This window comes from Mesoterricola sp. JemC181 (genome assembly GCF_055384585.1).
In genome coordinates, this window is the sequence record NZ_AP045076.1 from 207,806 (window position 1) to 221,247 (window position 13,442).

At 68.3% G+C, this 13,442-nt stretch carries 10 protein-coding genes; all 10 read right to left on the bottom strand.

What is annotated here, in order from left to right; all coding sequences use genetic code 11:
- The 10 genes from ACZ5MC_RS00950 to ACZ5MC_RS00995 all read right to left on the bottom strand — a co-directional run bounded on the left by ACZ5MC_RS00950 (position 1) and on the right by ACZ5MC_RS00995 (position 13,427).
- Complete coding sequence (locus ACZ5MC_RS00950; RefSeq protein WP_306598385.1) at positions 1-1,362, bottom strand: amidohydrolase family protein; 1,362 nt, start codon at positions 1,360-1,362, stop codon at positions 1-3.
- On the bottom strand, positions 1,359-2,573 hold the full coding sequence (gene thrC, locus ACZ5MC_RS00955; RefSeq protein ID WP_306598386.1) for a threonine synthase: 1,215 nt from the start codon (positions 2,571-2,573) through the stop codon (positions 1,359-1,361). The genes ACZ5MC_RS00950 and thrC overlap by 4 nt, the downstream gene beginning before the upstream one ends.
- A 60-nt stretch (positions 2,574-2,633) precedes the next feature.
- Positions 2,634-3,521, bottom strand: a complete 888-nt coding sequence (locus tag ACZ5MC_RS00960) for a hypothetical protein (RefSeq protein ID WP_306598387.1) — start codon at positions 3,519-3,521, stop codon at positions 2,634-2,636.
- 100 nt (positions 3,522-3,621) lie between these two features.
- A complete protein-coding gene (locus ACZ5MC_RS00965) occupies positions 3,622-4,986 on the bottom strand; it encodes a nucleobase:cation symporter-2 family protein (protein ID WP_306598388.1) in 1,365 nt (454 codons plus the stop codon).
- Between the two features lie 161 nt (positions 4,987-5,147).
- Positions 5,148-8,429 carry a putative selenate reductase subunit YgfK gene (gene ygfK / locus ACZ5MC_RS00970; RefSeq protein ID WP_306598389.1) on the bottom strand — a complete coding sequence of 1,094 codons (3,282 nt, stop codon included), beginning with the start codon at positions 8,427-8,429 and terminating at the stop codon, positions 5,148-5,150.
- Positions 8,430-8,469: 40 nt separating this feature from the next.
- A complete protein-coding gene (locus ACZ5MC_RS00975) occupies positions 8,470-10,017 on the bottom strand; it encodes a M20/M25/M40 family metallo-hydrolase (RefSeq protein ID WP_306598390.1) in 1,548 nt (515 codons plus the stop codon).
- A 237-nt stretch (positions 10,018-10,254) separates the two neighbouring features.
- Positions 10,255-11,037, bottom strand: coding sequence for a lysostaphin resistance A-like protein (locus ACZ5MC_RS00980; RefSeq protein WP_464516852.1), 783 nt, complete (start codon positions 11,035-11,037; stop codon positions 10,255-10,257).
- Positions 11,038-11,090: 53 nt separating this feature from the next.
- Positions 11,091-12,629 (bottom strand): acyl-CoA carboxylase subunit beta, encoded by a 1,539-nt coding sequence (locus ACZ5MC_RS00985; RefSeq protein WP_306598392.1) that lies wholly within the window; start codon positions 12,627-12,629, stop codon positions 11,091-11,093.
- Complete coding sequence (locus ACZ5MC_RS00990) at positions 12,629-12,865, bottom strand: hypothetical protein (RefSeq protein ID WP_306598393.1); 237 nt, start codon at positions 12,863-12,865, stop codon at positions 12,629-12,631. The genes ACZ5MC_RS00985 and ACZ5MC_RS00990 overlap by 1 nt, the downstream gene beginning before the upstream one ends.
- 82 nt (positions 12,866-12,947) lie before the next feature.
- The gene (locus ACZ5MC_RS00995; RefSeq protein WP_306598394.1) at positions 12,948-13,427 is read right to left on the bottom strand and encodes a DinB family protein; all 480 of its coding nucleotides are present in this window, start codon (positions 13,425-13,427) and stop codon (positions 12,948-12,950) included.
- Positions 13,428-13,442 lie beyond the last annotated feature (15 nt).

Sequence of the window (13,442 nt, forward strand, 5' to 3'; positions counted from 1 at the left end):
TCAGGTGAAGGGAAGCGTTTCGGGATCGGGTTGGAGGGGGACCCCCATGGGGCGGTCCGGTTCCAGGAGCCGCCCATCCTGGACCCGGGGGACGCCCCGGAGCAGCACTGAGCGGAAATGGAGCTTCGTGGTGAAGCCGGGGAACGGTTCGAAGGTGGGGACGCCGGTGGAGCGCACGGGACGCTCGGGACCGTCCGGATCGAGAACCACGATGTCGGCGTCCATGCCGGGCAGGATGGCCCCCTTGCGGTCCGCGACCCCCGCCCGGAGGGCGGGGTTGAGGGCGAGGTGCGTGGCCAGGCCCAGGGCGGAGCGGTCGGGATCATCCTCCCAGATCTTCCAGGTGACGTGGGGCAGGGCGCCCAGGCCGGGCATGCCGTTGGGGACCTGCCGCAGGTCCTTGCCGTTCCAGCTGTCCTTGTCCTCGGGCCGGAAGGCGCAGTGGTCCGTGGCGATCATGTCGAAGGCGCCCTCCCGGGCCAGGGCGCGGAATTCCTCCCGGTGGCCGCGCAGGGGCGGCGAGCAGAGCCAGTGGTGGCCGTCGGGGCGGTCCAGGAAGGTGTCGTCCAGGTAGAGGTACTGGGGGCAGGTCTCCATGGAGACGTCGCCCTCGGCCTTGGCCCGGACGATTTCCCGGGCGCCTTCCAGGGTGGAGACGTGCACGACGTGGAGGGAGGCGCCCTTGGCCAGGGCCAGTTCCGTCACCCGGCGGATGGCCACCACCTCGGCCTCCTCGGAGCGCAGCCGCGTGTGGCTGTGGGCCCTGGAGAGGTCCAGGGCCGAGGGTTCCACGTGGGCGATGATGTCGTCGTCCTCGCAGTGCACCATGAAGGTCGCGCCCAGCGGGGCCAGGCGCTCGAAGAGGTCCCCGAGGCCCTGGTAGCTCACGTAGAGCCCCGCGGGCCGGTACGTGGTGTAGAGCTTGATGGTGCGGTACCCGGCCTCCAGAAGGGCCGCCAGGAAACGCATGTCGCCGTGCGCGAAGGTGGTGGGGGTGAGGTGCCAGAGCACGTCCCCGTGGCAATGGTCCAGGGCCTTGGCCCGGGCGGCCACCATGGCCTGGCGCAGGCTCTGGCCCTCGGCCTGGGTCACGAAGGTGCAGAGGGTGGTGATCCCGTTCAGGACCGCCTCCCGGGTGGCGGTCTCGTAGCTGTCGGCCAGGTAGAAGCGGCCGATGTGGTCGTCCACGTGGGTGTGGAAGTCCATGAAGCCGGGCAGGACGTAGCAGCCCGAGGCGTCGATGTCCCGGTCGGCGGGGCCCACCTGGCCGACGGTCCTGACAAGGCCGTCCTCCACGAGGACGTCGGCCTTCACGAGGGTGTCGCCCTGGGCCACGCGGCCGTTGCGGATGGCGAGCTTCATCGGGGTACGGACTCCAGCCGGGGTTCGATGGCGGGTGGGATGGAGATGCGGGACAGGGGGGCCTCGACGTCCTTCAGGCCGTTGCCCGTGGCAAGGATAACCGCCCGGGCGCCAGATGCCAGGGCCTTTGCGCTCGCCTGGAGCTTCACCAGCCCGGCGTAGGCCGTGGCGCCGGCGGGCTCCGTGAAGATCCCGGTGCGGGCGGCCATGGCGGCCTGGGCGGTGAGGATCTCGTCGTCGGTGACGGTGAGGGTGAGGCCGCCGCTCTCCAGGATGGCCCGGCGCGCCCCGTGGGCGTTGCTGGGGCAGGTCACCGAGATGGAATCGGCCCGGGTGGTGGGGTTGGCGGCGTCGGAATAGACGCCGGTCTCCACGTACCGGTGGATGGCGTCGGAGGACTCGGCCTGCACGCCGATGAGGCGCGGGAGGCGGTCGATGAGCCCGGCCCGCTTGAGGTCCACGAAGGCCTTGTGCACGCCGCCGATGATGACCCCGTCGCCCACGGACACGAAGATCGCGTCGGGGACCAGGAAGCCGGCCTGGGCCCAGATCTCCAGGCCCGCGGTCTTCTTGCCCTCGATGGTCAGCGGGTGGTAGGCGGTGTTGCGGTTCAGGCCGGCGCGCTTGTCGGTGTATTCCAGGGAGAGGCGGAAGGCGTCGTCGTAGGTGCCCTTGACGGGGATGACGGTCGCCCCGTAGAGGACCATCTGCACCAGCTTGGCCTTGGGGGCCTTCTCGGGAACGAAGATGAGGGCCCTGGTGCCGCTGGAGGCGCACACCGCGGCCAGCGCCGAGGCGGCGTTGCCGGTCGAGGCGGCGACGATGAGGTCGATCCCCAGCCGCCGGGCCTCGGCGACCACCAGGAAGGACGCGCGGTCCTTGAGGCTGCCGGAGGGGTTGAGGCCGTCGTTCTTGACCCAGAGTTCCCCCAGGCCCAGCTCGGCGCCGAGGCTCCCCACGCGGGCCATGGGGGTGTTGCCCACGGGCAGGGGCGGATGGAACTCCGTCTCCACGGGGCAGAAGAGGTTCCAGTCGGGGCGGTCCTGGCTGAAGGCCGCGGCGATGGCGTCGTAGTCGAAGACCGCCTCCAGCACACCCGCGAGGGGGATGCCGGGACGGTAGGACTTCCCGCATTCAGGGCACAGGTAGCGGACCTCGTCGCGGGAATACGTGCGGCCGCAGTCCGTGCACCGGTAGCAGAAAGGAGTCATGGCGGAAGTCCTGGCGGAAAACGCGCGGGGGCGAACCCCCGCGCGGCGTTGGATCGGGTTCTAGAAGTGGTATTCCACGGAGAACTGGAAGGCGGTGGTGCGGGGATTCACGACCTGGCCGGCGGGGGTCTCGGCGAGCGTGGCATGGGTGGGATCACCGAACTTGTTGTCCCAGTACTGCATGCCGGGGCCGATCTGGAAGGTGCCCTTCTTGGCGCCGAACACGGGGCTCACGTCGAACATCCAGTGGATGTTCGCGAGGGTTTCGGGCTTGGTCTCGACGTAGGAGCCGTCACGGCCCTTGGCGCCGGTGTAGGTGGCGAAGCCCTTGACCGTGGTGTTCACCTTGCCGAGGGGAACGTTGATGCCCCAGGCGGCGGCGATCTGGTAGGTGGGGTCGAAGGTCACGTCCATCGCGCCCTTGGGGTTGAAGGTGCCGAAGGAGTTGTGGTTCTTCTCCTTGTAGTACAGGAGGGCGACGCTGAGGAACCCGGGGACGTTGAAGGACAGCTGGGGGCCGGCCATGAGCTTGTACACGGCGGGGGCGAAGCGGGTGTTCTTGGAGGCGTAGTCGAAACCGAAGGTGAACTCGACGTCGCGCACGGGGCCGAAGCCGGTCTTGGTGTTGAAGACCTTGCTGAGGTTCAGGGTGTGCTTGTAGGTGGCGTAGAGCTCGTGGGCGCCGCCGGAGGTGCCGGGGCCCTCGGAATTGATGGGATCGTTGCTGTCGGACTGGATGAGATCCACGTTGAAGAAGTTTCCGCCGTAGGCGTAGCCGGAGACGTGGTTCAGCGCGACGTAGGTCTTCGCGATGGAGACCGGGATGCCGGGCTCCTTGTATTCGCTGCCCCTGCGGACGGCGATGGACGTGTCGCTCCAGTTGGCGGCGCTGGCGGGGACGGCGGCAAGGGCCAGGATGCCCAGGGCGGCGAGAGTGAGCTTCTTCATGCGTATTCTCCTTGGTTTAGGCCGGGCTGAAACAGCGTGGCCAAATGGGTGGGGGGGGAAACTTGAAGAAATGATGACTCAAATGTCGTCTTATGGGTGCTCAGGCTTCGCTCGCCTTGGTGGCCATGATGGATTCCTCGCTCGCTTCCTCGCGGCGCTTCAGCTGGTTGAAGAACAGGTTGAGTGCGACAGCAACGAGGGACGCCAGGAGAATTCCGCTGCCGAGCAGGGGTTCGAGGGGTTTTGGCATTTCGCGGAAGAACTTGTCGGCCACGAGGGGGATCATGCCGAAGCCGATGCTGATGGCCACGATGTAGAGGTTGTTGCGGTTCTTCTGGAAGTCGACCCCGCCCAGGATGCGGATGCCCGTGGCCGCGACCATGCCGAACATCACGATGCCCGCGCCGCCCAGCACGTACACCGGCACCGAGGCCACCACGAAGGCCAGCTTGGGAATGAGGCCCAGGGCCAGGAGGATCCCGCCGCCCATGACGCAGACGTAGCGGCTTCGCACGCCGGTGACGCCCACCAGGCCCACGTTCTGCGAGAAGGAGGTGTAGGGGAAGGTGTTGAAGATTCCGCCGATGAGCGTGCCCAGGCCGTCCACGCGAAGGCCGTCGGAGAGCTGCTTCTGGTCCACGGGCTTGCCCGTGATCTCGGAAAGCGCCAGGAACATGCCCAGGGACTCGATCATCACCACGATCATCACCAGGCACATGGTGAGAACCGCGCCGAACTGGAACGTGGGCCAGCCGAACTGGAAGGGCTTGACGATCGCGAACCAGGGCTGCGCGCCGATGTTGGCGAAGCTCACCCGGCCCAGCCCGATGCAGATGACCATCCCCAGCACGATCCCGGTGAGGACGGCGATGTTGGCGAAAAATCCCTTCACGAACCGGATGATGAGGAGGATGGCGACGAGGACGGTCGCGGCGATGGCCAGGTTGCCCAGGGAGCCGTAGCCCGGGATCCCGGGATGGGGACCGCCGGCGGCCCAGTTGATTCCGATCTTCATGAGGGAGATGCCGATGACGGAGATGATGCTGCCCGTCACCACGGGCGGGAACAGCGGCAGAAGCCAGCTCACCACGGGCGCGATGAGGACGCCGAACAGGCCCGCGGCGATGACCGCGCCGAAGATGCCCGTGATGCCGATGGCGGGGTTGGCGGCCATGACGACCATGGGGCTCACCGCGGCGAAGGTCACGCCCATCATCACGGGCATGCGGATGCCGAAGCGCCCGAATCCCAGCGCCTGGATGAGCGTTGCGACGCCGCACGCGAAGAGGTCGGCGTTGATCAGCATCGCCAGCTGCTCCTTGGGGAGCTTGAGCGCGCCGCCGACGATGAGGGGAACAGCGACGGCGCCCGCGTACATCACGAGCACGTGCTGGATCCCCAGGAGCGAGAGCCTGCCCAGCGGCAGGACCTCGTCAACGGGATGGACCCCAGGTTTGTTGCTCATTTCAAACTCCGTGGATGCGCCCCTCCGGGCGGAATGGGAAAGGGAGGGACTCCATGACTTCCTGGCGGCGGCGCGGGGGCAAGATCTGTTGATTTGCCTGTAAGTGTAAAATAGAGGACCCGCTCGTCAACAAAAAATTTCAGTCCCTTGAAAAAATTTCATCAGGCCGGCAGTTCCGCCTGGGCGAACAGCAATCCAAGCAGGGTGGCGCACGGTGCGAGGTCGACCTGGGACCCCTCGGGCAGAACGCCGACGGCCTCGAAGCCCAGGAGATCCCACCCCGGGGCCTGGAACCTCGCCAGGACCTGCCCGGTCCGGTAGACGGCGATGCCGTCGCGCACGTCCAGGCGGTGCTCCTCGCCGCCCAGGCGGGCCTTGAGGCCCACGCCGCCGTCAAGCGCCTCGAAGCGGAACGCGTCGCCCTTGGCCTCGTTGAACCCGTCCTCGTCGATCCAGAACTTGGGCTTGTCCTTGTAGGGCGCGCCGCTGGCGGGGCAGAAGGTGTCGCAGTTGCCGCACTCGTTGCAGAAGTCCCCGACGTTGAGGGTCTGGACGCTCTGGGCCACCTGGAAGTCCCGGGCGCCTTCCGCCACGAGCCGGCCCTGGCGCACGACCAGGGTGGGCACCTGGAACGTGAAGGGCTCGACGGCGTAGGCCAGGTTGGCACGGTTGGGGCAGACGGTGACGCACAGGCTGCACAGGTCGTCGCAGTCCAGGCAGCGGCTGGCTTCCAGCGCGGCGGCCTCGGCGCTGAAGGCGTGGATGACCTCGGCGAAGCCCTCGCGCTCGGTCAGCGGCAGCACCGGGACGGTCTGGGGCCGTTGCGTGCGGGCCTTCTTGTCCATGGCGGCGGCCGCGGGAATGCCCTTGGCCAGCTGGGGCTCCGCGGGGATGGCGACGCCGTGCCTGCGGGCGATGGCTTCCGCCGCGGCCCGGCCGTCGGCGATGGCCTGGATCACCGAGGAGGGCCCGTGCACGGCGTCGCCGCCGGCGAACAGGCCTTCGAGGCTGGTCTCGCGGGTCATGGGGTCCACGTCCAGGGTGCCGTCCTTCTTGCGTCGGACCGCCAGGCCCTCCAGGAAGTCCAGCACGGGCTCCTGGCTGATGGCGGGGATGATGGTGGTGGCGGGCAGGGTCTCGAAGGCGCCCTCGATGGCCACGGGACGCGGCCGGCCCGAGGCGTCGCGCTCCCCGAGCCTCATCTTGCCGCACACGAGCCCGGTGACCTTGCCGCCGGTGATCTCCACGGAATCCGGGGCCACCAGGTCACGCAGGCCGATGCCCTCCAGGATGCAGTCCTCCACCTCGGCGGGATCCGCGGGCATCTGGGCCCGGGTGCGCCGGTAGACGAGGGTGACTTCGCCGTCCTTCACCAGGCGCCTGGCGCTGCGCGCCGCGTCCATGGCGGAGTTGCCGCCGCCGATGACCAGCACCCGGCCGCCCAGGTCCATGGGAGCGCCGGAGCGCACCTTGTCCAGGAACTCCAGGGCGTCCATGACCCCCGGGGCGTTCTCGCCCGGGATGCCCAGGCGCTTGCCCTTCTGGGCGCCCACGCCCAGGAAGACGAAGGGGAAGTCCCTGCGCAGTCCCTCGAGGCTGATGTCGCGGCCCAGGGCCTTGCCGAAGTGGAACTTGACGCCCAGCGCCCGCAGGCGGTCGAGGTCGGCATCCAGGCTCTCCTTCGTGAGGCGGTAGCCGGGGATGACCCCGCTCACCATGCCGCCCATTTCCGAGCGGGCCTCGAAGATCTCGGCCTCGAACCCCATGCGGGCCAGGAAGTAGCCCGCGGACAGCCCCGCGGGTCCGGCGCCGACGATGGCCACCTTCACGCCCTTGGCGGGGCCCGCGACGGGCGCGGCCGGCGTGGCGTTCTCGAAGGCGAAGCGCTTGATCTCGCGGATGGCCAGGGGGGAGTCGTAGAAGTTGCGCACGCAGCGCTCGGTGCATTTGTGGTCGCAGACGCTGCCGGTGATGCCGGGCTGCGGGTTGGTGCGGAGGATGACGTCCATGGCCTCCCCGGGCCGGCCGTGGGCCACGAGCCACATGTAGTCGGGGATGTTCTGGTGGGTGGGGCAGGCCTCGGCGCAGGGCGCGGCGATGCAGTCGAAGGAGCCCAGGGCGCGGTCGCCCTTGAAGACCAGGGGCCGGGCCCGGCGCGTGTAGGTGTCGTCGCTCGCCGCGCGGATGGCGTGGCGGGAGAGGTTGAACCGGGCTCCGTGTCCGCCCGAGACGGCCTTGACGAAGCCGGGCAGGTCGGCGGCGCCCGTGGACGTCATGGCGTCCTCCAGGTTCACCAGGTACTGCTGGAGCCGGGCGTAGCCGCCGGGCTTGAGCAGGTCGGTGCACACCGTGACGGGATACATGCCGTCGGCCACGAGGTCGGGGAAGTTGTTGGCGTCGGCGCCGCCGCAGAAGCTGATGGGCACGGCGCCGTCCAGCTCCTCGGTGACGAGGTCGGCCAGGGTGAGGGTCAGGGGGTGCAGGGAGCGCCCCGACATGTACATCATCTTCTCGCTGGCGGGGAACACGGGCCGGTGGTTCACCACCTCGAGGGTGTTGGAGAGCTTGAGGCCGAACTGGTTGGGGCGGCCCTTGGCCACGGCGGCCAGGTTCTTCACCATCGCCATGGCGTCGGCGAACTTGGGATCGTGGCCGAAGGCCTCGTCGGGCACCTCGATGTCGAAGCCCAGGGTGTCGTTGAGGATGCCGCGCAGGCGCTCGGGGCCCAGGAGGGTCGGGTTGAGCTTGACCCACGTGTCCACGCCCAGGTCCTGGATGAGGTAGGTGGCGATGCGCTCGATCTCGGCCGGGGGGCACCCGTGCATGGTGGAGAGGGTGATGTGGTTGGAGAGGCGGGAGGGGATGGCCAGGTCCCGCACGGCGGGGTAGGCGCGGGCCACCTTGTCGATGGCCGCGGGCAGGGCGTCGGAGGCGTCGCGCATGTGGGCGATGAAGCCCTGCACGCGGTCGGTCCGGATGCCCTCGAGGTTGTAGCCCACGCTCATGTTGAAGTGGGTGCCGGGATCCTTGAGGCCCAGGCGGTGGGCCAGGGCATGGATGAGCACCCAGGCGTTGAGGTACTCGTCGAAGGACTGCTCGAGCTTGAGCTCCTGGCTCCACTCGCAGTTGTAGGTCTCGTCCGCGGAATCGATGCAGGGCCGGCTCACGGCGAGCTCGTCGAGGATCTGGACGGTCTTGAGCTCGATGAACCGGGCCCCGCACAGCCAGCTGGCCACGATGTTCTGGCTCAGCTGGGTGTGGGGTCCCGCGGCCACCCCGAGGGGGGCGGCCACGGTGTGTCCGAACATTTCCGTCGCCAGCTTGGCGTGGGGGATCTGGATGTTGGCCTTGGGGATGCCAAGGACCGTCTCCCGCGCGTCGAGATCGCGGAAGATCCAGCTGGCCATCAGCTCGAGCGGGGCGGGGCGGAATGCTTTTTCCATCGGGGTACCTGTCTGGCTTGTGGGGCAGGGAGGTTGAGGGCTACATCGCCGCGTAGACGGTGGGGAACCGGGCCAGGAAGGCCGCGGCGTGCTGCAGCTCGCGCTCGTCCAGGCATTCGCCGATCTTGTGGGTGTTCTGCTCGATGCCGGTGCCGAACCCGATCATGGCGGGGTGCTTGTAGATCCCGTTCTCGACCCACTTCTTGTCCTTGCTGCCGGGGACGCTGTAGTCCATGGCCATCGGGTAGCCCACGCCGTCGGTGGAGAACACCCAGCGGTCCACACGGGGCTCCTTGGTGATCACGCCGCCGGTGCCGACCTTGCCGTCCACGTTGGGGGAGATGACCTTCTTGTACGACGCCACGGCGGCCTGCACCGCGGGATGCTCCTCGGGGGTGACCCAGCCCACGTACACCTGGGGGTTGTTCAGCACGAAGCCCTTCCAGCTGGCTTCGGTGTAGGTGGGGATGGAGACGTCCACCCCGAGGCCGGCCTTGCGGGCGGCGGCCACCGCGTCCAGGGCCTCGACGTCCGCGCAGGACTGGTCGGGGGTCTCGCCGATGGTGAGGCGGCGGTCGAAGCGGAAGGTGAACTTCTCCGGAACGGCGCAGTCGCTGGGGGTGTCAAGTTTGGACCAGGAGGCCGTGCGGGTGCCGTGGCCCAGGAACGGGTGGTCCAGGAAGCCGACGCGGCGGTCGTACTTGTCGGCGGCCTCCTTCAGGATGGCTCCGCCGAACTCCAGGGGGTTCTTGCCTTCCCAGGGCATGGAGCCGTGGCAGGACTTGCCGGTGACGGTGACCTCGATCTGCATGCGGCCGCGCTGCCCGCGGTAGATGCCCAGGGCGCCGTTCTTCGAGCAGCCGGAGCTGTCGGTGAGGATCACCACGTCGGGCACGATCTGGGGCTTGGCGGTGGGGAAGACCTTGCGGACCAGGTACATCGGGCCCGCGCCGTCGTTGTCCTCCTCGCAGACGGTGGCGTAGGAGCGCACGATGACGCCCTTGAGCGCGCCCTCGGCCTCGAGTTCCAGCATGATCTTGGTGGCGATGGCGGCGCTGATCACGCCGCCCAGCTGGTCCGCGGAGCCGCGGCCGAAGATGAGGTGGTTCCACTCGCCTTCGGGAGGCAGGTAGCCCAGTTCCTTGTTGAGGAAGGCCTTGTTGACCTTGGAGGGGTCCACGATCCCGTCGAAGCAGTCCACGCCGCTGTTGGCGAGCCACTGCGCGCGCAGGGGCTTGACGGTGTCGGTGTGGCCGTCGATGTAGATGACCTTCTTCTTGTCCGGGTCGATGCCGTCGTTGGGGTCCTCCACGAACCAGACCAGGTTGCCGAACTCGTCGAAGAAGGCGTCCTCGTCGCGGCGAACGGCCTTGATCTCGACGATCTTCCTGCGCAGGTAGTCGATGCGGGGGAACTCGTGGTTGGAGGTGCCGCAGGCGGGATCGCCGCCCTGGTCCAGGGGCTTGTCCACGTAATCCGCGGGGATGCGGATCGCTTCGCGCAGCATTTCCGAGGCGAGCGGCAGGTACTTGGCCGCGAGCTCGGAGATGCGGGTATCGAGGTTGGTCAAGACGCCTGAACTGGACATGGAGTCCTCCGGGTGGGGAAGGGGGTCGGCGCGCCGGCGACGGCGCCGGGCCACCCTGGTTGGGAAAGGATAGAGGCGGCTGCACCGGGCCTGGATCACAGCCGGATGTGCTTCATGAAGCCGCTCCCGCATTTCGGGATTTCAAGTTTGGACCACGTTGACAGGATCATTGTGGGAACAAACGACCCACAGATCAATAAAAAATTTTCACTGGAAAAAAAATTTTTTACCTATTATTTATTTTTTGAAAAAGGGGCCCTTAAGCTCTCTGACGGGCCAGCGACGGAGCAGGAAATAGCAAGCCAATGAACAAACAAGCGTGCATGGCAGGCTCCCTTCCAGCCCGAAGGCTCCCCCGGTCAGCCAGAGGGGCCGGGCGTGCGGAATGGGGACAAAGCAGCCCAGCGCCTGGGTGCCGCTGACCCCGAAGCCCAGGAGCGCTCCCTGGCACCAGTTCCAGCCGACGTGGAGACCCAGGGGCAGCGCCAGGCTCCGGGTCCCCAGGTAGGCCAGGCCCAGCGCGGCCCCGGCCAGGAAGATGTTCACGGAGGCCAGGACCCGCGTGGAGCCCGTCATGCCGGGATTGGAGACGTGGGCGCCGGCGAAGAGGACGGACATGAGGAAGAGGCCGCCCCAGGAGCCCAGGCTCCACTCCACGCGCTGAAAGATGTAGCCGCGGAACGCGAGCTCCTCGCTGAAGGCCGGCAGCAGGTAGAAGGCCGCGCCCGAGGCCAGGGCGGATGCCCCCGCGCCCTTCGCGAGGTGGAATCCGCCCGCGCCGTAGGCCAGCAGCGCCGACAGGAGGATGATGCCGCACCCCAGGGCGGCGCCCAGGGCGAAGTCGCGGGCCCACGCCGTTCCGGGGCGCAGGCCCAGGGTGGCCAGGGGTCGGCCCTCCAGGGCCAGGAAGAGCGTCGAGGCCAGGAGCAGCACCGCGCAGAGGCCGGCGGCCCGGGGCACGCCGGGGACGGCCTCCAGGAGGAGGCGGTAGCCGAGCGCCGCGGCCGCATAGAAGAGCAACGCCCTCCAGCCGGGGCGGAGGGCGTTGCCGGATCCCAGGAGCAGATCGCCCACTAGAGCGGGATGTTGCCGTGCTTCTTGGGGGGCATGGACTCGCGCTTGCCTTCCAGGAGGTTGAGGGCCCGCAGCAGCTTCTTGCGGGTCTCGCGGGGCATGATCACCTCGTCCACGTAGCCGAGGCCCGCGGCCACGTAGGGGTTGGCGAACTTCTCGTTGTAGTCGGCCACGATCTCGGCGCGCTTGGCGGCGGGGTCGTCGGCCTTGGCGATCTCCTTGGCGTAGAGCACGTTCGCGGCCCCGTCGGCGCCCATGACGGCGATCTCGGCGGTGGGGTAGGCGAAGTTGAAGTCGGCCCGGATGTGCTTGGACGCCATGACGATGTAGGCGCCGCCGTAGGCCTTGCGGGTGATGATGGTGAGCTTGGGCACCGTGGCTTCGCAGAAGGCGTAGAGCAGCTTGGCGCCGTTCTTGATGAGGCCGCCGTGCTCCTGGTTGACGCCGGGCAGGAAGCCCGGGACGTCCTCGATGATGATGAGCGGGATGTTGAAGGCGTCGCAGAAACGCACGAACCGCGCCCCCTTCTCGCTGGAGGCGATGTCCAGGACCCCGGCCAGGTGCGCGGGCTGGTTGGCCACGATGCCCACGCTGCGGCCCTCGAGCCGCCCGAAGCCGATGACGATGTTGCCGGCGTAGGCCTCCATCACCTCGAAGAAGTGCTCGTCGTCCACCACGCCCTTGATGATCTGGCGCACGTCGTAGGGCTTGCTGGGGTCCTCGGGGATGATGGAGTCCAGGGCCGGGTTCTCCAGGGGCATCTCGATGAGCGGGGCCCTGCGGGGCGTCTCCTGGAGGTTGTTGGAAGGCAGGAAGCTCAGCAGCTCCCGGGTGTGGGCGAGCGCGGCCAGGTCCGAAGGCACCAGGAAATGGGCCACGCCGGACTTGTAGCCGTGGGCCGAGGCCCCGCCCAGCTCCTCCTTGGTCACGTCCTCGTGCGTGACGGCCTTGATGACCTCGGGGCCCGTGACGAACATGTAGCTGGTGTTGCGCACCATGGTGATGAAGTCGGTGATGGCCGGGCTGTACACCGCGCCGCCCGCGCAGGGACCCATGATGAGCGATATCTGGGGCACCACGCCCGAGGCCATGGTGTTGCGCAGGAAGATCTCCGCGTAGCCGGCCAGGGAGTTCACGCCCTCCTGGATGCGGGCCCCGCCCGAGTCGTTGAATCCGATCACCGGGCACCCGACCTTCATGGCCATATCCATGATCTTGCAGATCTTCCGGGCATGGGTGAGGGAGAGGCTGCCGCCGACGACGGTGAAGTCCTGGGCGAACAGCGCCACGGGGCGCCCGTCGACGCGGCCGAAGCCGGTGACCACGCCGTCTCCGGGCATCTTGGCCTCGCCGGGGGTGGGGTTGAGGGCCAGGGCGTCGACTTCCTCGAAGGAGCCCTCGTCCAGGAACGCGGCCACCCGCTCCCGGGCGGTGAGCTTGCCGCCCTGGTGCTGCTTGTCCACGCGGGCCGGGCCGCCGCCCTTCATGGCCTCCGAATAGCGGGACCTGAGGGTGTCGAATTTGTCCTGAAGGGTCATCAGTACTCCTTGGTGGGATCGGGGGCCCGCACGACCGCGGCCTTGCGCAGCGGCACCAGGGCGCCGGGGGTCGCGGGTTCGGGGGCCTCGTCGGCCTCGGCCTCGGGCAGGTCCTGGTCCAGGGCCTCCGCCGGGATCACCACGGCCCGGCGCAGTTCCACGGATTCCATCGCGGGTCTGGGGGGGACGCTCGCCGGGGTTCCCCCCACGAGCAGGATGAGGCAAAGGCCGATCATGATTTCAACTCCCGTACGCAAACCGTTCATTGTAACTTTGCGCGCAAGTCACGGCCAACGCCTATTTGGCTGAGAGCTCATCTCAGCGCTGCCGCCAGGCCGCCAGGGTCCGGGCGATCTGCTTCAGGTGGGTGTCCAGGTGACCCACATACAATTCCAGGAGCCGCTCCAGGGTGAGGGTGCCCCGCTCGGGATGCACGAGGGTCTGCTCCCAGGCCGCCTCCGGCAGGGCGCGCAGCTGCCGGGCCAGCATCTCCCGCAGGAGCCGGAAGAGGTCCAGCGCCTCGCCCAGGGGCTGGGCGGCGTCATCCAGGGTGCCGGCCCAGCGGTCCTGGTCGTAGGGGACGATGGTGGTGCCCGGCTGGGCGATGATGGTGCGGGCCCGCAGGTAGCCGTGCAGCTCGCTCTCCGCCAGGTGGAAGAGAATGGCGCGCGGGCTCCAGGCCCCGGGTGCCGGGCGGAAGTCCAGGGCCTCCGGGGGAAGGGCCTCGACCGCCTCCCGGAGCATCCGGGGACCCTGGGCATAGGACATGAGCAGTTCAGCACGAGTCTGCGAGTTCATGGTTCACCTGCGGTT